The organism is Amycolatopsis sp. NPDC114503 (genome assembly GCF_055633655.1).
This window is the reverse complement of sequence record NZ_JBVKDT010000004.1, coordinates 389916-412539: the sequence shown is the minus strand read 5'-3', so window position 1 is coordinate 412539 and position 22624 is coordinate 389916. Positions and strand designations below refer to the sequence as shown.

The window sequence follows — 22624 nt, the reverse complement described above, 5'->3', positions numbered from 1 at the left end:
TTGGAGCTTGACGGCAAACACGTTCTGGTCGCGGGCGCGGGCGTCACCGGGAAGTCGGTCGTTCCCGTGCTGCGCGAGCTGGGCGCACGGGTCACGGTCACCGACGGCAACGCCGAACGGCTCGCCGAACTGGACGACCTGGACGCCGAGCTGGTGCCCGGCCTCACCGAACCGCCCGCGGACACCGTGCTCGTGGTGACCAGCCCCGGCTGGCGGCCGACGTCTCCGCTGCTGGTCGCGGCGGCCGAGGCGGGCATCGAGGTGATCGGCGACGTCGAGCTGGCGTGGCGGGTCGGGCAGCTGCGCGAGCATCCGCCCGCGTGGCTGGTGATCACCGGGACCAACGGCAAGACGACCACGGTGGGGATGCTGGAGTCGATCCTGCGCGAGGCCGGCGCGGACGTGGTGGCCTGCGGCAACGTCGGCTACCCGGTGCTGGACGCGGTTCGCGGCGGGCATCAGGTGCTGGCTGTCGAGCTGTCGAGCTTCCAGCTGCATTGGTCCTCGACGATCGCGCCGGACGCCTCGGTGGTGCTGAACCTCGCCGAGGACCACCTCGACTGGCACGGCTCGATGGAGGAGTACGCCGCGGCGAAGGGCCGCGCGCACCATCGTTCCCGCGCTGTCGTGCACAACGTCGACGATCCGTGGTCCACGCGGATCGCCGAGGAACACGCGCCGGAGGGGGCCCGGCGGATCGGGTTCGTGCTCGACACCCCGCGCGCCGGAGAGCTGGGACTGGTCGAAAACCTGCTGGTGGACCGTGCTTTCGGGACAGACCCGGAGACGAGCGCCGAGGAATTGGCCGAGATCGCCGACGTCCGCCCGGCCGGACCGCACAACCTCGCGAACGCGCTCGCCGCGGCCGCGCTCGCCCGCGTGCACGGAGTGCCGCTCGCGGCGGTGCGGAAGGGCCTGCGCGCGTACGAGCCCGCGCCGCACCGCGCGGTGGAGGTCGCCGAGGTCGGCGGCGTCCGGTACATCAACGACTCGAAGGCCACCAATCCGCACGCGGCGCTCGGCTCGCTGCTCGCGCACGAAAGCGTGGTCTGGATCGTCGGCGGGCAGCTCAAAGGCGCGTCCGTGGACGAGCTCGTCGCCGCGGTCGGCGGACGGCTGCGCGCGGCTGTCCTGCTGGGCGCCGATTCCCCCGTGATCGAAGCCGCTCTCTCGCGACACGCGCCGGATGTCCCGTGCAACCGCCTCCTTCCGGGTGACGATGAGCCCATGACTGCGGCGGTGAATGCGGCCAGCGCCCTGGCTCGTCCTGGTGACGTGGTGCTTCTCGCGCCCGCCGCTGCCTCGCTGGACATGTTCCGCGGCTACGGAGCGCGCGGCGACGCGTTCGAAGCCGCGGTGCGTGCGCTGGCCGACGGCGCGGCGGGGGCGGCGGATGACAGTCGTTGACGGCGACAAGCCACGGCGGCGGCGCGTCCGCAAGGAAAGCCCATTCGTCGCGCTCCGCACTGGGCTGACCGCCTGGCTTTCGCGGCCGCTGGCGTCGTTCCACCTGGTCCTCGCGCTCACCGGCATCCTCACCGTGATCGGCGCGGTGATGGTGCTGTCCGCGTCGTCGGTGGCCTCCTACAACCCGAAGACCGGCAGCGGCGTGTACGCGCTGTTCCTCCGGCACCTGATGTTCGTCGCCCTCGGCGGGATCGTGTTCTGGGTCGGACTGCGCGTCCGGCTCGAACGGATCCGCCGGATGTCGGCGACGATGACGGTGGCCTGCCTCGGCCTGCTGCTGCTGGTGCTGACGCCGCTCGGATCGACGGTGAACGGCTCGCAGGGCTGGTTCAAGCTCGGGGTGTTCACCTTCCAGCCGGTGGAGGCGGCGAAGGTGGCGCTGGCCTTCTGGGGCGCGCACATCCTGGTGATCAAGTACAACGTGCTGCACCAGTGGCGGCATCTGCTGGTCCCGGTGGTGCCGGTGGCGCTGCTGATGTTCGCGCTGGTGATGCTGCAGCCCGACCTCGGCGGCACGATCACCCTCGCGGTGGTGCTGCTCGGCCTGCTGTGGTTCGCCGGCGCGCCGAAACGGCTCTTCGGGGTGATCCTGGCCGGCGGCCTGAGCGGCGTGCTGGTGCTGGCGATCATCGCGCCCTACCGGCTCGCCCGGGTGATGTCGTTCCTGTCGCCGGACGCGGACACCTCGGCCGAGGGGTTCCAGGCGAACCAGGCCAAGCTGGCGCTCGCCGACGGCGGCCTGTTCGGCAAGGGGCTCGGACAGGGCGCGTCGAACTGGGGCTATCTGCCGAACGTGCAGAACGACTTCATCTTCGCGCTGATCGGCGAGGAACTGGGCTTCGTGGGCTGCGCGGTCGTGCTGGCGCTGTTCGCCGGCGTCGCCGTGGTCGGCCTGCGCATCGCCACCCGCAACATCGACCCGTGGATCCGGATCGTCGCGGGCACGCTGACGGTGTTCCTCGTCGCGCAGGCGGCCATCAACATCGGCTACGTGGTCGGGCTGCTGCCGGTCACCGGCGTCACGCTGCCGCTGATCTCCTACGGCGGCACGTCGCTCGTGATCACCATGCTCATCATGGGCGTGCTGGCCAACGCCGCGCGGCACGAACCCGAGGCGGTGGCCGCGCTGCGCTCGCACGGGCCGGGTAAATTCGGACGCCTGCTGCGGCTGCCCGCGCCCGATCCGTACCGCCCGCCGTCCTCCCGCAAGGGAACGCGCGCCGCGGGGAACGGGACGAAGGCGGCCAGGCCGGCGCCGCGTGCGGCCCGGCCCGCACCGGCACAGGAACGCCGCCGGTCGGCGCGGCGGACTACAGCGAACCGCGGTGCCCGGGGCACCGCGAACCGGAGAGGTCATTGGTGAGCAAGCCCGTCAAGGGAACGCAGCGGTCGGCAGCGGGCCGGGCGCCGGTCGTCGTGGTCGCAGGCGGGGGCACCGCCGGGCACATCGAACCCGCGCTCGCGCTGGCGGACGCCGTGAAGCGGCTGCGCCCGGACGCCGAGGTGATCGCCCTCGGCACGGAACGCGGCCTGGAGAACAAGCTCGTGCCCGCGCGCGGGTACCCGCTGGAGCTGATCCCGCCGGTCCCGATGCCGCGCAAGCCGACGCCGGAGCTGCTCCGGCTGCCGCTGAAGGTGCGCGACGCGGTCCGCCGCACCCGTGAGGTGCTGGACCGGGTGCACGCGGACGTCGTGGTCGGCTTCGGCGGTTACGTCGCGCTGCCGGCGTACCTCGCCGCGCGCGGCCGCACGCCGATCGTGGTGCACGAGGCGAACAAATCGGCCGGGCTGGCCAACAAGGTCGGCGCCCGGTTCGCGTCCCGCGTCGCGGTCGCGGTGCCGGGCACGCCGCTGCCGAAGGCCGAGGTGGTCGGCATTCCGCTGCGCCGCTCGATCACGACGCTGGACCGGGCCGCGCTGCGTGCCGAGGCGCGTGAATTCTTCGAGCTGGACCCGGACGCGCCGACGCTGCTCGTGTTCGGCGGTTCGCAGGGCGCGGCGTCGATCAACTCCGCGATTTCCGGCGCGGCGAAGGACTTCGCCGAGGCCGGCGTCGGCGTGCTGCACGCGCATGGGCCGAAGAATTCCCTTGTGGTGCAAGAGTTTCCCGGCCGCCCGGCGTACGTGCCGGTGCCGTACCTGGAGCGGATGGACCTGGCCTACGCCGCGGCGGACGCGGTGGTGTGCCGGTCCGGCGCGATGACCGCGGCCGAGGTGTCCGCGGTCGGGCTGCCCGCGGTGTTCGTCCCGCTGCCGCACGGCAACGGCGAGCAGGCGGTGAATGCCCAGCCCGCGGTGGACGCCGGCGCGGCGCTGATGGTCGCCGACGCCGACCTCACCGCGGAGAAGGTCGCCGAACTGGTGATCCCGCTGGTGACCGACGCCGACCGGGTCGCCGCGATGAGCGCGGCCGCGGTCGGGCTCGGCCACCGCGAGGCCGACGAGACCCTCGCCCGCATCGTTTTGGAGGCCGCCGGTGCCTGACACGCCCGAACTGCCCGCGCAGCTGCGCCGGGCGCACCTGATCGGGATCGGCGGGGCCGGGATGTCCGGCATCGCGCGGATCCTGCTCGCCCGCGGCGCGGCCGTGTCCGGGTCGGACGCCAAGGAATCGCGCGCGCTGCTTTCGCTGCGCGCGCAGGGCGCGACGCTGTTCGTCGGCCAGACCGCGGAAAACCTCGGCGAGCTGGCCGAACCGCCGTCGGCCGTCGTGGTGTCGACCGCGATCAAGGAGACCAACCCGGAGCTCGCCGAGGCCCGCGAGCGCGGCATCCCGGTGCTGCACCGCGCGCAGGCGCTGGCCGGGTTGATGGCCGGGCATCGCGTCGCGTGCATCGCGGGAACGCACGGCAAGACGTCGACCACGTCGATGCTCACCGTCGCGCTGCAGAACTGCCGGATGGACCCGTCGTTCGCGATCGGCGGCGACCTCAACGAATCCGGGGCCAACGCGCATCACGGCGAGGGCGGCGTATTCGTCGCGGAGGCCGACGAGAGCGACGGTTCCTTCCTCACCTACTCGCCGTCGGTGGCAGTGGTGACGAATGTCGAGCCCGATCACCTCGACCACCACGGCACCGCCGAGGCGTATGTGAAGGTGTTCAGCGACTTCGTCGGCCAGATCGAGCCGGGCGGATTGCTGATCGTGTGCGCCGACGACGAAGGCGCGGCCCGTCTCGGTGACGAGGCCGCCGCCGCTGGTGTGCGAGTGCGCCGTTACGGCCGAGCCGCTTCCGGCGAGGGCGATGTGCGCGTGCTCGACTACACGCCCGCGCCGGACGGCGGCGTCGTGCGGATCGCGCTGGACGGCGAAGAACACGACCTGCGGGTCGCGGTGCCGGGCGAGCACATGGCGCTCAACGCGGTCGCCGCGCTGCTCGCCGGGCTCGAACTGGGCGCGCCGCTGGACGGCATGGCCGCCGGGCTCGCCGCGTTCGGCGGGGTGCGCCGCCGGTTCGAGTTCAAGGGCCGTGCGGGCGACGTCCGGGTGTACGACGACTACGCGCACCACCCGACCGAGGTGGCCGCGCAGCTGCGCGCGGTGCGCACGGCCGCGGGCAATGGACGGGTCGTCGTGGTGTTCCAGCCGCACCTGTTCTCGCGCACGCAGACCTTCGCGGCCGAGTTCGCCGAGGCGTTGTCGCTGGCCGACGAGGTCGTGGTGCTCGACGTGTTCGGCGCGCGCGAGGAGCCGGTGCCGGGCGTGACCGGCGCGCTGATCGCCGACCGGGTGACCGTGCCGGTGCACTACCAGCCCGCTTTTGACGTGGCCGCCGGCCTGGTCGCGGACCTCGTGCGGCCGGGCGATCTCGCGATCACCATGGGCGCGGGCGACGTGACGCAGCTGGGCCCGGAGATCCTGGCCGAGCTGGACCGGAGGGCCGGACGGGCATGACCGGGACCAGGCAGCAGCGCCGTCGCTCGCCCGCGCCTCGCGCGGGCGAGGAGCAGCGTGCTGCCCTGGCCCGGGAACGCCGGGGACGGCGGACCGAGGAGGAGCGCCAGCGCACCCGCGTCCGCACCGCCGCGCGCACCGGCCGCTCGAAACGGGCCGCCGCGCGGAAGTCCCGGCCGACCCGCGGCAGGGAGATCCGCCGCCGCTGGGTGGCGCTGCTGTCCGTGGTCACCCTGCTGGCGCTGGGGTATCTGCTGTTCTTCAGCTCGCTGCTCTCGGTGAAGACGATCGAGGTGCAGGGCGCGAAAACGGTGTCGGCGGACCAGATCCGCGCGACCGCCGCGGTGCCGTCCGGGCAGCCGATGCTGCGGGCGGACGTCGACGGGATCCGCGACCGGGTCGCGCAGATGCCGGGCATCGCGACGGTCGATGTTTCCCGGTCGTGGCCGACGACGCTCGAGATCGCGGTGACCGAACGGACGGCGATCGCGTTCTTCGACAGCGGTCCCGGCGGTGACGGGGTGCATCTCGTCGACGGCGGCGGGGTCGTTTTCAAGACGGTGAAGACCCGGCCGGTCGGGTTGCCGGAGCTGAAGCTGCCGAAGGTGTCGGTGGACGATCCGGTCACCCGTGCGGTCACCGCGGTGCTCGGGGTGCTGCCGGAGCAGCTGCTGAAGCAGACCACGACGGTGAGCGCGCAGACTCCGGCGAGCGTGGAGTTCACGCTGTCCACGGGCAAGACCGTGCGGTGGGGGAACGCGGAGAACACCGATCGCAAGGCGAAGGTGCTGGCTGCGTTGCTGACGCAGCAGGGGAAGATCTACGACGTTTCCGCGCCGGAGTTGCCGACTATCACCTCTTAGTCCTCCCGTCCTGGCCGGTTCCCGGGATTCAGTGGCCCAGACTTCTCGTATGCCGTACGCTTGTTGAGTTCGTACGCCATACGAGAAGGTGGGGGCATGACGGTTCTGGTTACGGGCGCTACTGGCAATGTCGGGCGGCTGGCGGTTGACGAGCTGGTGGCTCGCGGGGTGCCGGTGCGGGCGTTGACGGTGGATCCGGAGCGGGCGGCGCTGCCCGGCGGGGTCGAGGTGGTGGTCGGGTCGCTGGCCAAGCCTTCGACGTTGCCCGCCGCGCTGGACGGGGTCGAGGCGGTTTATCTGGCTCCTTATGCGCGGACTGTTTCCCGGTTTTGCGAATTGGCCGGCGAGGCGGGGATTCGGCGGGTTGTCGCGTTGTCCGGGGCTAGTGTCGGGGATACGCATCCGGGGTCTAGCGGGCATGGGTTTGCCGCGGTTGAGAAGGCTGTCGTGGCTGGCGGGTTTGACTGGACGTTTTTGCGGCCTGGGGCGTTTATGATCAATTCGCTGGGGTGGGCTGATTCTATTCGGGAGCGGGGAGAGGTGCGGTCGGTTTGTCCGGGGGCTACGCAGACGCCTATTGATTTGGGGGATATTGCCGCGGTGGCTGCTCATGTGCTGAGCACGGAGGGGCATGTGGGGCGGACGTATGAGTTGAGCGGGCCGGAGGGGATTTCTCTCGCGGAGATGGTTGCGGCTATTGGGGTTGCGGTGGGGAAGCCGGTGCCGTTTGTGGAGTTGACAGCTGAGGAGCAGGTCGCGGAGTGGGTTGCGGCTGGGTATCCGGAGGGGGTTGCTTCTTGGTTGGCGGGGATGTTCGAGGTGACGGTGGAGAATCCGCAGGTGCCTACGGGGGTGGTGGAGGAGTTGTTGGGGCGGCCTGGGGTTTCTTATGCGGAGTGGGTTAAGGGGAATGTTTCTGCGTTTTGTTGAGGGTGGTGCGGCTCGTCGCCTGGCGGCGACGTTGCGCGTGAGGGGTTGCGTGGGGCACCCCGAAGCGTGATTGTGCTGACGGTTCGGGGGTGCTTGTCAAGGCGGGAAAGATGCCTTGACAAGCACCCCCGAACCGCAGGGAGGCTTCGTATCGGGGTGCGGGGGAGGGGCTGGGTGCCTCGCTCGTTGGGTGCGGCGGCTGCGGTTGTGTGTGGCGGCTTGGTTGTGTGGGGTTTGCGGCGTGTGGTTAGTGCCACCAAAGTGGGGGTGGGGGTTGCGGTCAACGCCCCGCTCTGCGTGCAAGACCGCTTTGGGTGCATCGCGGTGGTGGGAGGGGTGGGTCGTGAAGGGCCCCTTGAGGGAATCTAGGTCCGTGAAGGGGTCCCTCGCGACCGGTGGAGGGTCGTGAGGGGAACCCTGCGGGAATCAGGGGCTCTCAGGGGTCCCCTCACGGACCTCTCATCTGTGCCGAAAGACGTGAAGGGCTCCTTGAGGGAATCAGATTCCCTCAAGGAGCCCTTCACGGAACAGGCGTTAGGCCAGGGCGGCGTCCAGGGTGATGGTGGTGCCGGAGAGGGCCTTGGAGACTGGGCAGGTTTGTTCGGCGGTTTTTGCCAGCTCGGCGAATTGTTCCGCGGTCACGCCGTCCAGTTTCGCGCGCAGGGTGATGGCGATTCCGCTGATTTCGAAGCCGCCGCCTCTGGCTGGGCCGAGGGTGACTTCGGCGGAGACGTCGATCGATTCTGCTTCCAGGTTCTGGGATTCCAATACGCCGGAGAGGTTCATCGCCAGGCAGCTCGAGTGGGCGGCGGCGATGAGTTCCTCGGGGCTGGTCTGGCCGTCGGGATCGCCGGACCGGGTCGGGAAAGACACCTCGTAGGTGCCCAGGTTCGACGAGTCGAAGGTGACCTCGCCCTTGCCTTTCTGCAGTCCGCCGGTCCAGTGGGTGGTTGCGTCGCGGCTGGGCATCGCTGTCTCCTTGAAGGCGGTCGGGGGATGCGTACCCACTTGAAGGTAGTGCGCAATTACATTGTGCGCAAGGTAATTCACGAAAACGGGTGGCCGGGTGCGGCAGACTGCGAGGGGTGACCAATGCTCCTGAACGTCCTGACCCGCCGATGGCGGGGGACGAGCGCACTCAGCTCACCGGGTTTCTCGACTTCCTGCGGGCCAGCGTGGTGTGGAAATGTTCCGGGCTCACCGACGAACAGGCTCGCCAGAAGCACCTGCCCAGTGAGCTGACCACCATCGCCGGGTTGCTGTCCCATCTCACCCTGGTCGAGAACTACTGGTTCCGCATCGTGCTCGACGGGCAGCCGGACGAGTGGGCGGATCGGCTCGAGATCGACCGGGACGCTGAGTTCCGGGTCGCGTTGGAGCTGCCGATGACGCAGTTGATCGCTGGCTACGAGGCTGAAGTCGAGAAGTGCCGGGCGGTGGTGGCGGCTCGGGGGTTCGAGGACACGGTGTTGTTCAAGGGGGACAAACCGCTCACGGTGCGTTGGGTTGTCGCGCACATGATCGAGGAGACCGCGCGCCATCTCGGGCATCTTGACCTTCTGCGCGAGCTGACGGACGGTCTCACCGGGGAGTGAGCCTCGATCGCGCGCAGCTGCTGCGCGCGATCGTGGTGTGGAAGTGCTTCGGAGTCACTGACGAGCAGGCCCGGCGAGGTGATGACCGCAGCCGGGATTTTGTGGTACCTCGCGTTGGTGGAGAACACCATGTCCGACGTCGTTGTCGCCGACCTGCCGGTCGGGGAGTTGCGCAGCGCTTATCGGGGAGTGAGTTTCTTCGGGGGCAGCGGGAGGAAACCGCTGGTACGGGCGATGTAGTCGGCGTAGCCGGGGCGGGTGTGTTGCATGCCTTTTTCCAGCATGGGTTTGCCGGTTCCCCGGGCGAGGGTGAAGGTCATCGCGATCGGGGACAGGATCATCGCGGCGCCGGGCCACGTTGAGCAGGCCAGCAGGTAGAGACCCCACCAGACGCAGGCGTCGCCGAAATAGTTCGGGTGGCGGGTGTAGCGCCAGAGGCCGGTGTCCAGGACTCGGCCCTGGTTCGCCGGGTTCGCGCGGAAGCGGCGGAGTTGTTCGTCGCCGATGGTTTCGAAGGCGAAGCCGAGCAGCCAGACCGCCACGCCCAGCCAGGCGGCGACGCCGAAACCCGTGCCGGACATGGCGAATTGCACGGGCAGCGAGACGAACCACAGGACCACGGCCTGCATCAGGTAGGTCCGCACGAAGATCCGGACGCCGGGGTTCGGGCCGGCGCGTTCGACGATCTGCTGGTACCGCGGGTCTTCCGGCTTGCTCCGGTTGCGCAGGTGCAGGTGGACGGCCAGGCGGACGCCCCAGACGACGGTGAGTGCGGCGGTGGTCAGGCGCAGGGCGAGCGGGCCGGTGCCGAGGGGGAACGAGACCACGGCGACGAGGGCGAAGCCTAAGCCCCAGAAGGTGTCGATGGTGTCGTAGCGGCGGCGCAGGCGGGCGATGCCGAACGTGAGGGTCACCGCGGCCAGGGTGACACCGGCGGTGAGGCCGAGCAGCGCGATCATGCCCACTCCCTTGTCCACGGCATTCCGGTGCGGCCGTTCTCGTCGGGACGCACGGCCAGGATTTGGTCTACGCCCATGCGGTTTTCCTCGAAGGCGAGTGCGCCGCCCGCCAGGTACAGCCGCCAGACCCGGGCGCCTGCCTCGCCGATCAGCGCGACGGCTTCGTCCCAGTGTTGCTCCAGGGTGTCTGCCCAGGCTCGCACGGTCGGGACGTAGTGCTCGCGCAACGCGTGCACGTCGCGGATTTCGAAGCCTGCGGTTTCGAGGTGGCCGAGGGTGCGGCTGAGCGGGCGCATGGTCATGTCGGGGGCGATGTAGCGCTCGATGAACGCGCCCCCGCCGGGAGCGACGGCCCCGCGCGACATTTGTTGCAGCAGCAGTCGTCCGGTTGGTTTGAGCATGCGGTGCAACGTCGCGGCGTAGGTCGGGTAGTTGTCTTCGCCGACGTGTTCGCCCATCTCGACGGAGGCGACGGCGTCGAAGGAGTCTCCGGCGAGTTCGCGGTAGTCCTGCCTGCGGACCTCGACGCGGTCGTCCAGATCGTGGTGCGCCAGGCGGGTTTTGACGTGTTGCACCTGCTCGGCGGAGATCGTGACGCCGACGGCCTCGACGCCGTGGTGCTTCGCCGCGTGCACGAGCAGCGAACCCCAGCCGCAGCCGACGTCGAGGAGTCGCATGCCCGGTCGCAGGCCGAGTTTCCGGCAGATCAGTTCGAGTTTAGCGTGCTGGGCGCGGGCGAGATCGGCGGATTCGGACCAGTAGCCCGAGGAGTACGCCATCGAATCGTCCATCAGCAACTGGTAGAAGGCGTTCGACAGGTCGTAGTGGTGCGAGATCGCCGAGCGGTCCCTGCCGGGGGTGTGCAGCTTTCCGCGCAGCCGGGCTTCTTCGGCGGGCGGTTTGGGCGGCAGGCCGAGCACGCCGAGCCGGGCGGCCAAGCGGACTGCCTCGCCGAGGTCGCGTGCGGACAGCTGTGGCCGGTAGGCCCAGATTCGCCGGAAGCCTTCGGTGAGATCGCCTTCGACGTCCAGGTCGCCGGAGACATAAGCCCGTGCCAGGCCCAGCTCGCCGGGGGAGTACAGGAGCCAGCGCAGCGCGCGGCGGTTTTTCAGGACGACGGTCGGCCCGGCCGGCCCGGCTTGGTGCCCGTCCCAGGTGCGGACGGCCACCGGCAGCGGGCCGCCGAGGAGGCGTTCGGCGAAGTCGGCCAGTCGGTGAGCTGCGGATTTCGGCATACCGGGGCTTCGGAGCCGCCTCTCGCGCGGATTGGTACCAATCCGTCCCGGCGGCCGCGCCGAATGCCTTCCGTGCACCACACCACGGGACAACGCATCGCTGTCATCGGCAGCGGGGTCGCCGGCCTCACCGCCGCGTACCTGCTGCAGCGCCGCCACGAGGTTCTGCTGTTCGAGGCCGACGACCGGCTCGGCGGGCATGCCCACACCCACGACGTGGCGAGCGCGCACGGCGGGACGGTCGCGGTCGATACCGGGTTCCTCGTTCACAACGAGCGGACCTATCCGACGCTGCTGAGGCTGTTCGGCGAACTCGGCGTCCGCACCCGCGCGACCGAGATGTCGATGAGCATCCGCTGCGACGGCTGCGGCCTGCAGTACGCCGGGGCGAAGGGCCTGCGCGGGCTGTTCGCGCAGAGGAGCAACGCCGCGTCCACGCGCTACCTGCTCATGCTGGCCGAGGTGAAGCGGTTCCACCGGCACGCCGAACGGCTCCTGGCGCGAGCCGAGGCGGGTGACGTCCCGCTCGGCGCGTTCCTGGCGATCGGCGGGTATTCACAGTATTTCGTGGACCATTTCGTGCTGCCGCTCGTTTCGACGGTGTGGTCCGCCGACCGCACGGACACCATGCAGTATCCGGCGCGGTATCTGTTCGAGTTCCTGCGCAACCACGGAATGCTCACCGTGCGGAATTCGCCGACCTGGCGGACGGTGGTCGGCGGTTCGCGGGAGTACGTCGAGCGGGCGGCCAAGCAGCTGACCGCCGTGCATCTGTCGACTCCGGTGCGCTCGGTGCAGCGGACCGCTCGCGGCGTCGAGGTGCGCGACGACGCCGATACCGTGCACCGGGTCGACCGGGTCGTGGTTGCCACGCATGCCGATCAGGCGTTGCGGCTGTTGGCGAATCCCACTGCGGCGGAACAGGACCTGCTCGGCGCCTTCCGCTATTCGCGCAACGAAGCCTGGCTGCACGCCGATCCCGCCGTGCTGCCGACGGCGCCCGCCGCCCGGTCCTCCTGGAATTACCGGACGCCGGGCTGTGGCGCCGATTTGCGCGCCGTCCAGGTCACTTACGACCTGAATCGCTTGATGGGTCTCGAAGAATCGACGACGTATGCCGTCACCCTCAATCCGAGCGATGGTCTCGATTCCGCCGCGGTGGTCGCGAAAATGTCCTACGAACACCCGATCTACACGCCGGAACCCGTTGCCGCGCAAAGGCGTCTGACGGAATTGAACGACGGAGTCGTCGCGTATGCCGGTGCTTATCAAGGCTGGGGATTCCACGAGGACGGCTGTTCCTCCGGTGTCCGCGCCGCGGCCAGTTTCGGGGTGACCTGGTGACCGCTCTCTACGACGCCACCGTGGCGCACGTCCGCCGGACCGACCCGCCGTACTCCTTCGCGCACCGGATGTACCTGTGGCTGACCGATCTCGACCGACTGCCGCAGCTGCCGTGGTGGCTCCGGCCGTTCGCCCGCTTCGACGGCCGCGACCACTTCGGCCGGGACGAGCCCGGCGACATCCGGTCCAAACTGGACGCTTGGCTCGCGCACCGCGGAGTGGACTTGCGCGGCGGGCCGGTGACGATGCTCGCGTCGGCGCGCGTTCTCGGGTACGTGTTCAATCCGATCACCGTCTACTGGTGCCATACGCCGGACGGCGCGCTCGCCTGCGTGGTCGCCGAGGTGCACAACACCTACGGCGGACGCCACGCCTACCTGCTCCAGCCGGGCGAAGACCTCCGGGCGGACAAGGAGTTCTACGTGTCGCCGTTCCAGGAAATGTCGGGGGAGTACCGGATGCACCTGCCGCGCCCGGACGCGCTGCTGGCGTTGACCGTCGTCCTCCACCGCGACGGCGACGCCGCTCTGACGGCTACGCTGCGAGGAGTCCGCCGTCCGGCCGGGATCCGCACGCTCGCGCGCTTCCTGCTGGGCCGGCCGCTGCAACCGCACCGCGTCGCCGCGTTGATCCGCCGGCACGGGCTCGCGCTGTGGCGGCGCAAGGCCCCGCTCGCCGCCCGGACCGGACAGAACACGGCAGGAGCCCTCCATGGATGAGAGCGCACGGGATGAGAGCGCACGCCCGGCCGACCGGCTCGCGGCGGTGCCTTCGACGAGCGCCGAAGACCTGATGGCGCTGGTCGCGAAGGGGGACGAACGCGCCTTCGAACGGCTTTACGATCAGCTCGCCGGTCCCGTCTACGGGCTCGTCCGCCGCATCGTGCGGGATCCCGCGCAGTCCGAGGAGGTCGCGCAGGAGGTGCTCCTGGAGCTGTGGAAGACCGCCACGCGCTACTCGTCGGCGAAGGGCAGCGTCCTGAACTGGGCGATGACCCTCGCGCACCGCCGCGCGGTCGACCGGGTGCGGTCCGCGCGGGCGAGCACCGAACGCGAGCGGAAGGCAACCTTCGAAGCCGCGCGCGGACGTCCGTTCGACGAGGTCGCCGAATCCGTCGCGACCCGGCTGGAACGCTCGCAGGTGCGGCGCTGCCTGAAGACGCTCACTGAATTGCAGCGGGAATCCGTCCTCCTGGCCTACTACCATGGCTACACCTATCGCGAGGTCGCCGACGTGCTGGACACGCCGCAGGGGACGGTCAAGACCAGACTGCGCGACGGATTGATCCGGCTGCGCGACTGCCTGGGGGTGACGGCGTGACCAGTCCGGACATGCACACGTTGGCCGGCGCGTACGCGCTCGACGCGCTGTCGGAGGTCGAGCGGGCCCAATTCCGCCGCCATCTCGACCAGTGCGACTCCTGCGCGCAAGAAGTGCGGGAACTGCGCGAGACCGCGGCCCGGCTCGGCGCGGCGATGGACGAACAGCCGCCGTCCGGGCTCAAGGACCGGGTGCTGGCGGACATGCGCACGACCCGCCAGCTGCCGCCGCGGACCGAATCCGCGGAACCTCGCCTGCGCGGCCCGCGCCGCTGGCCGATGCTGATCGCCGCCGCGGCAGCCGTCATCGGACTCGCCTTGGCTGGCGTGTTCGGCGGCATCGCACTGCACACCAGCAGTCAGCTCACCAGCGCACAGTCCGAATTGGACACCGCGCGCGAGCGCTACCTGCCGGTGGCCGAATTGCTCACCGCGCCCGACGCACGGACGGAGCACGTCGTGTCGCCGCGCGGGGGCGGCGGCACGGTGGTGATTTCGCGGAAGCTCGACCGCGTGATGTTCATGCAGTCCGGGCTGCCGCCGGTCCAGTCCGGGAAGGTGTACGAGGCCTGGCTGATGGGCCCGGATCTGGCGCCGCGACCGGCTGGTTTGCTGCCGGGCGGGCCGTCGGGTTCGCTGGTGGTGGCGGATGGTTTGGCTGGTGCGCAGCAGTTCGCGATCAGTGTCGAGCAGGCCGGGGGAGCGCCGTCGGGGAAGCCCTCGAACGACGTCGTGCTGGTCACTTCGGTGCCCGCATAGCAGACCGCGCGCCGGGCTCCGCGGCGGGTTCCGGCCTTGCGCGCGGCTTCGCGTTGTGGCAAAACACCTTTGCCGCTCACGGCGTGGCTACTGGATTAGAGCTTGCGCGGCGCCTACCGTCCTGCCTTGACGCCGGTGGTTGACATAACTCTCACTCTCGGGTTGAGGTTGAGGGTTTCCGGCCCCGGCGGGCGGCATGTGCACATCACGATCAGGAAGGCGGACCCGATGACGCCCCCGCACAACTACCTTGCGGTGATCAAGGTCGTCGGCATCGGCGGCGGCGGCGTGAACGCCGTGAACCGGATGATCGAGGTCGGCCTCAAGGGTGTCGAGTTCATCGCGGTGAACACCGATGCCCAGGCACTGCTCATGTCCGATGCCGACGTCAAGCTCGACATCGGCCGGGAACTCACCCGCGGACTCGGCGCCGGAGCCGCCCCCGAAGTGGGGCAGAAGGCGGCCGAGGACCACCGCGAGGAAATCGAAGAGGTCATCAAGGGCGCCGACATGGTGTTCGTGACCGCGGGCGAGGGCGGCGGCACCGGCACCGGCGGCGCGCCGGTCGTCGCGCAGATCGCCCGCAAGCTCGGCGCGCTCACGATCGGCGTGGTGACCCGCCCCTTCACCTTCGAGGGCAAACGCCGCGGCAAGCAGGCCGAGGACGGCATCCAGCAGCTGCGCAACGAATGCGACACGCTGATCGTGATCCCGAACGACCGGCTGCTGCAGCTCGGCGACATCGGCGTGTCCCTGATGGACGCGTTCCGCTCCGCCGACGAGGTGCTGCTCTCCGGTGTCCAGGGCATCACCGACCTGATCACCACGCCGGGCCTGATCAACCTGGACTTCGCCGACGTCAAGAGCGTCATGTCCGGCGCGGGCTCCGCGCTGATGGGCATCGGCTCCGCGCGCGGCGAGGGACGGGCGATACAGGCGGCGGAGAAGGCGATCAACTCGCCGCTGCTGGAAGCGTCGATGGACGGCGCGCACGGCGCGCTGCTGTCCATCGCGGGCGGATCGGACCTCGGGCTGTTCGAGATCAACGAGGCCGCGTCGCTCGTGCAGGAATCGGCGCACCCGGACGCGAACATCATCTTCGGGACGATCATCGACGACTCCCTCGGCGACGAGGTCCGCGTCACGGTGATCGCGGCCGGCTTCGACGCCGGCGCGCCCACCCACAAGAAGCTCGACCCGCCCGCGTTCGGCGGCAAACAGGGCAACGGCACCGCGTCCGCCGCGGCGGGCCAGGTCGGCGGCGGTTCGGCTCCGCAGTCCCCGCCGCAGACCGGGGCGACCCCGGTGCCGCCGGCGGGCAGCTCCGGCTACCCGGTGGCTCCGCCGCGCACGCCCTCCTCGGGACTGTCGCAGCCCGGCACCGGTACCCCGCCGGGCGGCCTTCCGCAACCCGGAGGCGGCACGAGGGGGTATTCGCCGATCGGTTCGGGTTCTGCGACGGGCGGTCTGCCGAGCCGCCCGACGACGGTCCACGACGACCCGACCGACGACGACGTGGACGTTCCCCCGTTCATGCGGCGCTGATCCTGGTTTTCCGGCAACGGCCGTCCCGACACGTTCGGGGCGGCCGTTGCCGTGTGTCCGGACCGTCGTGAGTGTTGATGCCGGTTCTAACCGGCATCGCCGCGCACGAGGGCCTCGGCCACGACGACGCACGCACACGCGGGGCGAGCGGGCTGCTGTCGGGGGCGGGCGCGGCGCAGCGGCAGAAGCGGCGGCGGCTGGACGGGCCTCGTGAGTGCTGGCGCCGGTTCTAACCGGCATCGCCGCGCACGAGGCTCGGGAGGGCGGCCGCCGTCGTTTTTGGCAGGATGGCGGGGTGCGAGTACGACGAGTGGTCACGACCAGGGCGGGCGGGGCTTCCCGGCCGCCGTACGAGAGCTTCAACCTCGGCGACCACGTCGGCGACGACGCGGGCGACGTCTACGCCAACCGCAAGCGGCTGGCGTCCGAACTCGGCCTCGCCGAGGACCGGCTGGCCTGGATGGAGCAGGTGCACGGCCGCACCGCCACGATCGTGGACGGCACCGAGACCTCGGCCGCCGAAGCCACCGACGCGCTGGTAACCGACCGTCCGGGCGTCGCGCTCGTGGTGCTGGTCGCGGACTGCGTCCCGGTGCTCATGGCGGATCCGGAAGCAGGCGTCGTCGCCGCGGTGCACGCGGGCCGGGTCGGGGCGCGCGTCGGGGTGGTGCCCGCCGCGCTGGAGGCGATGCGCGAACTCGGCGCCGAACCGGGCCGGGTCGAGGCGTTGCTGGGCCCGGCGATCTGCGGCGACTGCTACGAGGTCCCGGCCGCGATGGCCGCGGACGTCGAGAAGCATCTCCCCGGCAGTTCCTGCAAAACGCGCAAGGGCACGACCGGTCTGGACCTGCGCGCCGGGCTCTGGCAGCAGCTGGCCGACCTGGGCGTCGGACGCGTCGGCGCGGACCCGCGGTGCACGGCGGAGGACAAGACGCTGTTCAGCTTCCGCCGCGACGGCACCACCGGCCGGATCGCCGGCATCACCTGGCTGGAAGAGGAGAAAGCGTGACCGAGGACCCGGCGGAGAAGCGGCGGGCGGAGCTGGCGGCGTCGCTGGCCGCGGTCGAGGAGCGCATCGCGAACGCCTGCGCGGCGGCCGGGCGGTCCCGCGACGAGGTGCGGCTGCTGGGCGTCACCAAGACGTTCCCGGCGGCCGACGCCGCCCTGCTGACCGACCTCGGGCTGCTGAACCTCGCCGAGAACCGCGACCAGGAAGCCGGTCCGAAGGCGGCCGAGGTCGCCGAACTGCGTCCGGACGTCGCGCCGCGCTGGCACATGGTCGGGCGGCTGCAGCGGAACAAGGCGCGTTCGGTGGTGCGCTGGGCGGTCGAGGTGCAGTCGGTCGACTCGGTCCGGCTCGCCGACGCGCTCGCCCGCGCGGTCGCCGCCGCGCGGGAGGCCGGGGAGCGGACCGGACCGCTCGACGTCTTGGTCCAGGTGAGCCTCGACGGCGACGTCGCGCGCGGCGGAACCCTGCTGGAAGACGTCGACGCCCTCGCCGACCGCATCGCCCACACGGGGGAGCTGCGGTTGCGAGGCGTGATGGCCGTGGCCCCGTTAGGGGAGGATCCGGGCACAGCTTTTGCCCGGTTGTCCCACGCGGCGGAAAGAGTTCGCGCCCGGTATCCGGAAGCCGCTGACGTCTCCGCCGGAATGAGCCATGATCTGGACCAGGCGATCCGGCACGGCTCGACGTGTGTGCGTGTCGGAACCGCGTTGCTCGGCGGGCGCGGTTTAGCCTCGCCGTAGGGAGTCCGCCCGGTGGTCACGTTTCGTGTCCGGCCGGGCGGGGCACAACGGTGCGGGAGCGGCAAGGGCTAGGGAGAGGCTATGAGCGCGCTGCAGAAGCTGAAGGCCTACTTCGGGATGGTGCCCGCGGACGAAGACGGCTACGACGACGGTTACGACGAGTACGACGACGGCTACGACCAGCCGCCCGCCCGGTCCCGGGCGCGTTACCGCGACGTCGAAGAGAGCTACGACGAGCCCGCCGCGCGAGTGCGGTCGCGGGCGATGGCGGCCGAGCCGTCCACCCACGGCGCGCTCGCCGTGGACCGCCAGCCGGAGCCGGTCGCCCGGCTGCGGCCGGTCGCCGAACCGGTCGCCGCGCCGGTGCGGGACCCGCTCAGCCGGATCACGACGCTGCACCCGACGAGCTACATCGAGGCGCGGGCGATCGGCGAGCACTACCGCGAGGGCATCCCGGTGATCATCAACCTCACCGAGATGGAGAACGCGGACGCCAAGCGGATCGTGGACTTCGCGGCGGGGCTGGCGTTCGCCGTGCGGGGCTCGATGGACAAGGTCACCAACAAGGTGTTCCTTCTCTCACCGCCCGATGTGGACGTGACCGCCGAGGACCGCAGGCGGATCGCCGAGGGCGGATTGTTCCTGCGCGGGTGAACACAGGCGGACCGCTGGGCGCAGCCAGACGTGATTTTGTCGACTATGTCGCCCTTCGAGCGGCTGGTCGCGCCCAACTCGGCCGTCCCCCGCTAGAGTGGTCGCCGTGAATGCTGTGTGGCTTGCGATCTGGTACGTGCTGTTTGCCTTCTGGCTGCTGCTCACGGCCCGGATCGTGGTCGAGCTCGTGCGGACTTTCGCACGGGAATGGCGTCCCGCCGGAGGGGTTGCGGTGACGCTCGAGACCATCTACACAGTGACCGACCCGCCGGTGCGGTTGTTCCGCAGGATCATTCCGATGGTCCGGATCGGCGGCGTAGGACTGGACTTGTCGATTATGGTGCTGCTGTTGGTTGTGTTCTTCGCGATGCAACTGACACCCAGGTGATCGGGGAAAACCCGGGTGTGTCCTGCAGGCCATGGAGTGCGTGAGGTGATCTGATGTCGTTGACCCCCGCTGACGTGCATAACGTCGCGTTCAGCAAGCCGCCCATCGGCAAGAGGGGCTACAACGAGGACGAGGTGGACGCGTTCCTCGACCTGGTGGAGACCGAGCTTGCCCGGTTGATCGAGGACAACAACGAGCTGCGGCAGCAGGTGGAGCAGCTCGACGCCGAGCTGGAGTCGACCCGCTCCGAGCTCGAGAACGCGAAGGTCGCCGGCCCGCCGCCGGGCCGCGACCCCGAGCCGTCGCGTCGGCTCGCCCCGGTGCCGCCCGCTCCGTCGGCGATGGAGCAGACCCAGGCTCACTCGATGGTCCCCGACAGCGGCGAGCCGAACGTGCAGGCCGCCAAGGTGCTCGGCCTGGCGCAGGAGATGGCGGACCGGCTCACCGCCGAGGCGAAGACCGAGTCCGACGGGATGCTGGCGGAGGCGCGGACCAAGTCCGAGCAGCTGCTGTCCGACGCCCGGGCGAAGTCCGACTCGATGGTGAACGAGGCGCGCACCCGCGCCGAGACCATGCTGAACGACGCGCGCACGCGGGTCGAGACGCTGGAGCGCCAGGCGCGCGACAAGGCGACCACGCTGGAACGCGAGTCGCAGCGCAAGTACACCGAGACGATGAACAACCTGAACGCCGAAAAGGGCGCTCTGGGCAAGAAGATCGAAGAACTCCGCACGATCGAGCGCGAATACCGCACCCGGCTGCGCGGATTCCTCGAGTCCCAGCTGCGCGAGCTCGACGACCGAGGCTCCGCGGCCCCGGCGTCGGCGTCCTCCGGTTCGAGCCAGTCCTCGACCGGAAGCAGCGGCCAGGGCTACTCGTTCGGCCCGCGCGCCGAGGCCGGCTGACCCACCGCCGTACCGCACCCCGCCGGATGACCTTCCGACCCGGCGGGGTTTCGGCGTGTCCGGATCCGGACACGCCACGGTGGGGAACCGGCGGGGTACGCCGCGTGGGCGGGTCGCGCCCGGTTGCCGGGCGGGGCGTGTTGTAATTCAGCGTGCTCTACATCGTCCTCGTTCTGGTGCTGGCGGCTCTCGGGCTGCTCGTCACGGCGCTCATCACGGGCACCTCGCTGTGGGCCTGGGTTTCCATCGGCCTCTCCGTGCTCGCCGGGCTCCTTCTGCTCGTCGACTGGCTGCGCCGGCGCAAGCGCGCGGATTCCGACGCGGATTCCGGGGACTCGGCGGACGAGGAGCCCGGCTCGGAGAAGAAGGACGAGGCGGTCCCTGCCGAGGAGGACGCCGAGCAGACGACGCTGCTTCCCGCGACGGGCGAGCTGGGCGATCCGGCGGACGTGCCGGAACCGGAGGTCGAGAAGCCTGCCGAGCCGAAGGCCGCTTCGGAAGGCGAGCCGAAATCCGAAGCGAAGGCGGTGCGCGACACTCCGCCCGGCGTGGAAGAGACCGCGCCGGAAGACCTCGAGGTGGTCAAGGAACTCGAGGACGAGGTCGTGGTCGTCGACGAGTACCCGCGCTACCACCTGGTCGACTGCGGCTGGCTGTCCGGCCGCGACACGATCCCGATCGGCGTCGGCGAGGCGCGGCAGCTGGGCTTCACGCCGTGCGCGCGGTGCGGTCCGGACGCGGTGCTGGCCGCGGCGCACCGCTGATCCCCAGCACCTCTTCCAGCACCCTTGCGCCAGCCTCGGTGAGCTGCACCGCTCGGTGCGCCTTGGCCCGTGACCGAAGCCACTCGGCGTCCATGAATCGTCGTGTGACCGCTGCGCCCAGGGCTCCGGCCAGGTGATGGCGCTGCTCCGTCCAATCCAGACAGAACCGCAGGAGCGGCCGACGGCTCTCCGCGGCTGCCTCGACATCCACGCCTAATGCGGCGAACACCTCGTCGGCGGCAGGCCCCAGCACGTACGGATGTTCTTGCAGCTGCGAGGAAATCCGGTCCCCGGGCCGTCGGTGAGTGGTCGGGTTACCGTCCACAGTGGCCAGTGCGCCGCGGTCGAGCAACGCCGCCGTGACGGTCACGCCGAGCCGTCCGGCGACGTGGTCGTAGCACAATCTCGCCGTGCGCAAGGCTTCCGCGCGCGTGCCTTCCCGCAACGAGCGGACCGGGCGCGCGGGGGAATGCCGGGCGAGCGCTTCCAGCAGTTCCGGGGCGGCGCCGGCGATGCGGTAAAACCGGTGCCTGCCGGACTTTTCCGCGGTCACCAGGCCCGCGGCCAGCAGTTTCGACAGGTGCGCGCTCACGCCTTGCGCGGTCAGGCCCGCTTCGCCGGCCAGCACGGACGCGGCCAGCGCCCGGCCGTCCGCGAGGGCCATCAGCACGCGGACCCGCGCCGGATCGGCGAACAGGGCGGCGGTGCGCGCGATGTCAGCGTCTCCTTCCATGCCTCCAGCATGCCCCCGCCACACTTCCACCGCGACGGAAGCGTTCCCGGTGTCTGCTGGACCCATGCGCACCGCGATCTTGTTCACCATGTGCGCCGGGATGTTCCTGGTGCAGCTCGACGTCACCGTCGTCAACGTCGCCCTCCCCACCCTCGGCGGCGAACTTCACGCCGGCGTTCCGCAGTTGCAGTGGGTGGTGGTCGGGTATTCGGTCGTGCTCGCCGCGCTGCTGCTGACCGGGGGAGCGCTCGGCGACGTCCTCGGGCACCGCGGCGTGGTGCTGACCGGGCTGGCCGTTTTCGGGGCCGCTTCGGCGGCGTGCGGGCTGGCGCAGTCGGCGGGCTGGCTCGTCGCGGCCCGCGCGGTGCAGGGCGTCGGGGCGGCGCTGTTGCTGCCGGGCACGATGGCGGTCATCACCGGGACGTTCCCCGGCCGTGCCGAACGGGCTCGCGCGCTCGGGATCTGGGCCGGGGTTTCGGCGCTCGCCCTGCCCGCCGGGCCGTTGCTGGGCGGGATTCTCGTGCAGACGGCCGGGTGGCGGCCGGTGTTCTGGCTGAACGTCCCGATTGTCGCGGCGGCGGCCGTCGCGACTCGCCGGATGGTGCCCCCGGACGTCCGGAAACCGGGCCGCGTGGACGTTCCCGGCGCGGCGGCCGCGGCCTTGGCACTCGGTTCGGCCGTGTATGCGGTGATCGCGAAGACGCCGTGGGCCGGGCTGCTCGCGGTGGCGGCGGCCGTTGCGTTCGTGGTCGTGGAGCGGCGCTCCGCCGAACCGATGCTGCCGTTGCCGCTGCTGCGGTCCCGGCAGACGGCGGGCGCGAACCTGGTGTCCGCGGCGATGAACTTCGTCGGCCTCGGTTCGGTGCTGGTGTTCACGCTCTACCTGCAGGACGTCCTCCGCGCGGACCCGATCGCCGCCGCGGTCGCGCTGCTGCCGATGTTCGTTCCGCTGGTCCTCGCCGGCCCGGTCTCCGGACGGCTCACCGCGAAGTTCGGCCCGCGTCCGCAGATCGTGGCCGGGCTTCTGCTCGGTGCGGCGGCGATGCTGAACCTGTTGCGGGTTGGTCCCGGCACCGGATACTGGACGCTGCTGCCGACGCTGCTCGTGCTCAGCGTCGGGATGGGACTGCTGACCGCTGCCGTGGTGACTGCGGCGGTGGCCGACGCGCCGGGGGAGCGCGCGGGGATCGCCGGCGGGATCAACAACGCGGCACGGCAGGCCGGCGGTGCGCTCGGCGTGGCGGTTTTCGGTGCGGTGGCGGGAGAACCGGCGGAGCACGCGGAGTTCGTGCGGGGCTTGCACGTGCTGGGATTCGTGTCGGCCGCGCTGTGGCTCGCGGCGGCGGCGCTCGCGGTGGCGACGGTGCACAGGCGGGCTCGGAGCAAGCGGCTTGAGCCGACGAGGTGACGGGAGCCGCCGGGAGAAAAGCCGGACGGGTGTGGGGACGGCGTGGGCGCGATGGGACGCATCCCGGAGACCGCGTACGACCGGACTCAGCCCTCCGACGCAAAACGAACCT

General features: G+C 70.6%; 24 protein-coding genes. 20 read left to right on the top strand and 4 right to left on the bottom strand.

Translation table 11 applies throughout. From position 1 onward, the window contains the following. The 6 genes from murD (at position 1) to ACZ7OI_RS19035 (ending at position 7155) form a co-directional block, all read left to right on the top strand. Positions 1 to 1407: a UDP-N-acetylmuramoyl-L-alanine--D-glutamate ligase gene (gene murD, locus ACZ7OI_RS19060; protein ID WP_470265522.1), complete on the top strand. Its 1407-nt coding sequence runs from the start codon at positions 1 to 3 to the stop codon at positions 1405 to 1407. Continuing rightward, complete coding sequence (ftsW, locus tag ACZ7OI_RS19055; protein ID WP_470265521.1) at positions 1394 to 2830, top strand: putative lipid II flippase FtsW; 1437 nt, start codon at positions 1394 to 1396, stop codon at positions 2828 to 2830. Before murD ends, ftsW begins: the two co-directional genes overlap by 14 nt. Next, complete coding sequence (gene murG, locus ACZ7OI_RS19050; RefSeq protein WP_470265520.1) at positions 2827 to 3951, top strand: undecaprenyldiphospho-muramoylpentapeptide beta-N-acetylglucosaminyltransferase; 1125 nt, start codon at positions 2827 to 2829, stop codon at positions 3949 to 3951. Before ftsW ends, murG begins: the two co-directional genes overlap by 4 nt. Beyond that, the gene (gene murC, locus ACZ7OI_RS19045; protein ID WP_470265519.1) at positions 3944 to 5362 is read left to right on the top strand and encodes a UDP-N-acetylmuramate--L-alanine ligase; all 1419 of its coding nucleotides are present in this window, start codon (positions 3944 to 3946) and stop codon (positions 5360 to 5362) included. Before murG ends, murC begins: the two co-directional genes overlap by 8 nt. Continuing rightward, on the top strand, positions 5359 to 6225 hold the full coding sequence (locus ACZ7OI_RS19040) for a cell division protein FtsQ/DivIB (RefSeq protein ID WP_470265518.1): 867 nt from the start codon (positions 5359 to 5361) through the stop codon (positions 6223 to 6225). The genes murC and ACZ7OI_RS19040 overlap by 4 nt, the downstream gene beginning before the upstream one ends. Positions 6226 to 6321: 96 nt before the next feature. Further along, on the top strand, positions 6322 to 7155 hold the full coding sequence (locus ACZ7OI_RS19035; RefSeq protein ID WP_470265517.1) for an NAD(P)H-binding protein: 834 nt from the start codon (positions 6322 to 6324) through the stop codon (positions 7153 to 7155). Between the two features lie 534 nt (positions 7156 to 7689). Here ACZ7OI_RS19035 and ACZ7OI_RS19030 read toward each other — a convergent pair. Beyond that, positions 7690 to 8124, bottom strand: a complete 435-nt coding sequence (locus tag ACZ7OI_RS19030; RefSeq protein WP_470265516.1) for an OsmC family peroxiredoxin — start codon at positions 8122 to 8124, stop codon at positions 7690 to 7692. 116 nt (positions 8125 to 8240) lie between these two features. On the opposite strand from ACZ7OI_RS19030, the gene ACZ7OI_RS19025 reads away from it, so the two are divergent. Next, on the top strand, positions 8241 to 8750 hold the full coding sequence (locus ACZ7OI_RS19025; RefSeq protein WP_470265515.1) for a DinB family protein: 510 nt from the start codon (positions 8241 to 8243) through the stop codon (positions 8748 to 8750). A gap of 179 nt (positions 8751 to 8929) precedes the next feature. Here the strand turns inward: ACZ7OI_RS19025 and ACZ7OI_RS19020 are convergent, their stop codons facing one another. After that, on the bottom strand, positions 8930 to 9709 hold the full coding sequence (locus tag ACZ7OI_RS19020; RefSeq protein WP_470265514.1) for a DUF1295 domain-containing protein: 780 nt from the start codon (positions 9707 to 9709) through the stop codon (positions 8930 to 8932). Then, positions 9706 to 10944, bottom strand: a complete 1239-nt coding sequence (locus ACZ7OI_RS19015; protein ID WP_470265513.1) for a class I SAM-dependent methyltransferase — start codon at positions 10942 to 10944, stop codon at positions 9706 to 9708. Before ACZ7OI_RS19015 ends, ACZ7OI_RS19020 begins: the two co-directional genes overlap by 4 nt. A gap of 63 nt (positions 10945 to 11007) precedes the next feature. Between ACZ7OI_RS19015 and ACZ7OI_RS19010 the strand changes: the two genes are divergently transcribed. From ACZ7OI_RS19010 to ACZ7OI_RS18955, 12 genes are all read left to right on the top strand, one after another. Then, positions 11008 to 12288: an NAD(P)/FAD-dependent oxidoreductase gene (locus ACZ7OI_RS19010; protein ID WP_470265512.1), complete on the top strand. Its 1281-nt coding sequence runs from the start codon at positions 11008 to 11010 to the stop codon at positions 12286 to 12288. Beyond that, positions 12282 to 13007 (top strand): DUF1365 domain-containing protein, encoded by a 726-nt coding sequence (locus ACZ7OI_RS19005; protein WP_470265985.1) that lies wholly within the window; start codon positions 12282 to 12284, stop codon positions 13005 to 13007. Before ACZ7OI_RS19010 ends, ACZ7OI_RS19005 begins: the two co-directional genes overlap by 7 nt. Further along, positions 13000 to 13608 carry an ECF RNA polymerase sigma factor SigK gene (sigK, locus tag ACZ7OI_RS19000; protein WP_470265511.1) on the top strand — a complete coding sequence of 203 codons (609 nt, stop codon included), beginning with the start codon at positions 13000 to 13002 and terminating at the stop codon, positions 13606 to 13608. The genes ACZ7OI_RS19005 and sigK overlap by 8 nt, the downstream gene beginning before the upstream one ends. After that, positions 13605 to 14366 (top strand): anti-sigma factor, encoded by a 762-nt coding sequence (locus tag ACZ7OI_RS18995; protein WP_470265510.1) that lies wholly within the window; start codon positions 13605 to 13607, stop codon positions 14364 to 14366. The genes sigK and ACZ7OI_RS18995 overlap by 4 nt, the downstream gene beginning before the upstream one ends. 228 nt (positions 14367 to 14594) lie before the next feature. Continuing rightward, positions 14595 to 15911 (top strand): cell division protein FtsZ, encoded by a 1317-nt coding sequence (gene ftsZ, locus ACZ7OI_RS18990; RefSeq protein ID WP_470265509.1) that lies wholly within the window; start codon positions 14595 to 14597, stop codon positions 15909 to 15911. A 77-nt stretch (positions 15912 to 15988) separates the two neighbouring features. Further along, positions 15989 to 16144, top strand: a complete 156-nt coding sequence (locus ACZ7OI_RS18985) for a hypothetical protein (RefSeq protein ID WP_470265508.1) — start codon at positions 15989 to 15991, stop codon at positions 16142 to 16144. 62 nt (positions 16145 to 16206) lie between these two features. Next, positions 16207 to 16920: a peptidoglycan editing factor PgeF gene (pgeF, locus tag ACZ7OI_RS18980; protein ID WP_470265507.1), complete on the top strand. Its 714-nt coding sequence runs from the start codon at positions 16207 to 16209 to the stop codon at positions 16918 to 16920. After that, the gene (locus ACZ7OI_RS18975) at positions 16917 to 17660 is read left to right on the top strand and encodes a YggS family pyridoxal phosphate-dependent enzyme (protein WP_470265506.1); all 744 of its coding nucleotides are present in this window, start codon (positions 16917 to 16919) and stop codon (positions 17658 to 17660) included. Before pgeF ends, ACZ7OI_RS18975 begins: the two co-directional genes overlap by 4 nt. An 81-nt stretch (positions 17661 to 17741) precedes the next feature. Then, entirely contained in the window at positions 17742 to 18314 is a 573-nt protein-coding gene (locus ACZ7OI_RS18970; RefSeq protein WP_470265505.1) for a cell division protein SepF, read from the top strand. Positions 18315 to 18429: 115 nt separating this feature from the next. After that, on the top strand, positions 18430 to 18702 hold the full coding sequence (locus tag ACZ7OI_RS18965; protein ID WP_037367937.1) for a YggT family protein: 273 nt from the start codon (positions 18430 to 18432) through the stop codon (positions 18700 to 18702). Between the two features lie 53 nt (positions 18703 to 18755). After that, the gene (gene wag31, locus ACZ7OI_RS18960) at positions 18756 to 19607 is read left to right on the top strand and encodes a DivIVA-like cell division protein Wag31 (protein WP_470265504.1); all 852 of its coding nucleotides are present in this window, start codon (positions 18756 to 18758) and stop codon (positions 19605 to 19607) included. 152 nt (positions 19608 to 19759) lie between these two features. After that, positions 19760 to 20371 carry a hypothetical protein gene (locus ACZ7OI_RS18955; RefSeq protein ID WP_470265503.1) on the top strand — a complete coding sequence of 204 codons (612 nt, stop codon included), beginning with the start codon at positions 19760 to 19762 and terminating at the stop codon, positions 20369 to 20371. On the opposite strand, the gene ACZ7OI_RS18950 is transcribed toward ACZ7OI_RS18955, so the two are convergent. Beyond that, positions 20316 to 21104 carry an ArsR/SmtB family transcription factor gene (locus tag ACZ7OI_RS18950; RefSeq protein WP_470265502.1) on the bottom strand — a complete coding sequence of 263 codons (789 nt, stop codon included), beginning with the start codon at positions 21102 to 21104 and terminating at the stop codon, positions 20316 to 20318. The genes ACZ7OI_RS18955 and ACZ7OI_RS18950 overlap by 56 nt on opposite strands. A gap of 64 nt (positions 21105 to 21168) precedes the next feature. Between ACZ7OI_RS18950 and ACZ7OI_RS18945 the strand changes: the two genes are divergently transcribed. Further along, positions 21169 to 22512: an MFS transporter gene (locus ACZ7OI_RS18945; protein ID WP_470265501.1), complete on the top strand. Its 1344-nt coding sequence runs from the start codon at positions 21169 to 21171 to the stop codon at positions 22510 to 22512. Positions 22513 to 22624: the final 112 nt, after the last annotated feature.

What these genes read in the sequence shown, in the direction of transcription:
- ftsW (WP_470265521.1), top strand. Translation starts at nt 1,394, where the DNA reads ATGACAGTCGTTGACGGCGACAAGCCACGGCGGCGGCGCGTCCGCAAG.
- ACZ7OI_RS19040 (WP_470265518.1), top strand. Translation starts at nt 5,359, where the DNA reads ATGACCGGGACCAGGCAGCAGCGCCGTCGCTCGCCCGCGCCTCGCGCG.
- ACZ7OI_RS19035 (WP_470265517.1), top strand. Translation starts at nt 6,322, where the DNA reads ATGACGGTTCTGGTTACGGGCGCTACTGGCAATGTCGGGCGGCTGGCG.
- ACZ7OI_RS19030 (WP_470265516.1), bottom strand. Translation starts at nt 8,124, where the DNA reads ATGCCCAGCCGCGACGCAACCACCCACTGGACCGGCGGACTGCAGAAA.
- ACZ7OI_RS19020 (WP_470265514.1), bottom strand. Translation starts at nt 9,709, where the DNA reads ATGATCGCGCTGCTCGGCCTCACCGCCGGTGTCACCCTGGCCGCGGTG.
- ACZ7OI_RS19015 (WP_470265513.1), bottom strand. Translation starts at nt 10,944, where the DNA reads ATGCCGAAATCCGCAGCTCACCGACTGGCCGACTTCGCCGAACGCCTC.
- ACZ7OI_RS19010 (WP_470265512.1), top strand. Translation starts at nt 11,008, where the DNA reads ATGCCTTCCGTGCACCACACCACGGGACAACGCATCGCTGTCATCGGC.
- sigK (WP_470265511.1), top strand. Translation starts at nt 13,000, where the DNA reads ATGGATGAGAGCGCACGGGATGAGAGCGCACGCCCGGCCGACCGGCTC.
- ftsZ (WP_470265509.1), top strand. Translation starts at nt 14,595, where the DNA reads ATGACGCCCCCGCACAACTACCTTGCGGTGATCAAGGTCGTCGGCATC.
- ACZ7OI_RS18985 (WP_470265508.1), top strand. Translation starts at nt 15,989, where the DNA reads ATGCCGGTTCTAACCGGCATCGCCGCGCACGAGGGCCTCGGCCACGAC.
- ACZ7OI_RS18970 (WP_470265505.1), top strand. Translation starts at nt 17,742, where the DNA reads ATGAGCGCGCTGCAGAAGCTGAAGGCCTACTTCGGGATGGTGCCCGCG.
- wag31 (WP_470265504.1), top strand. Translation starts at nt 18,756, where the DNA reads ATGTCGTTGACCCCCGCTGACGTGCATAACGTCGCGTTCAGCAAGCCG.
- ACZ7OI_RS18950 (WP_470265502.1), bottom strand. Translation starts at nt 21,104, where the DNA reads ATGGAAGGAGACGCTGACATCGCGCGCACCGCCGCCCTGTTCGCCGAT.
- ACZ7OI_RS18945 (WP_470265501.1), top strand. Translation starts at nt 21,169, where the DNA reads ATGCGCACCGCGATCTTGTTCACCATGTGCGCCGGGATGTTCCTGGTG.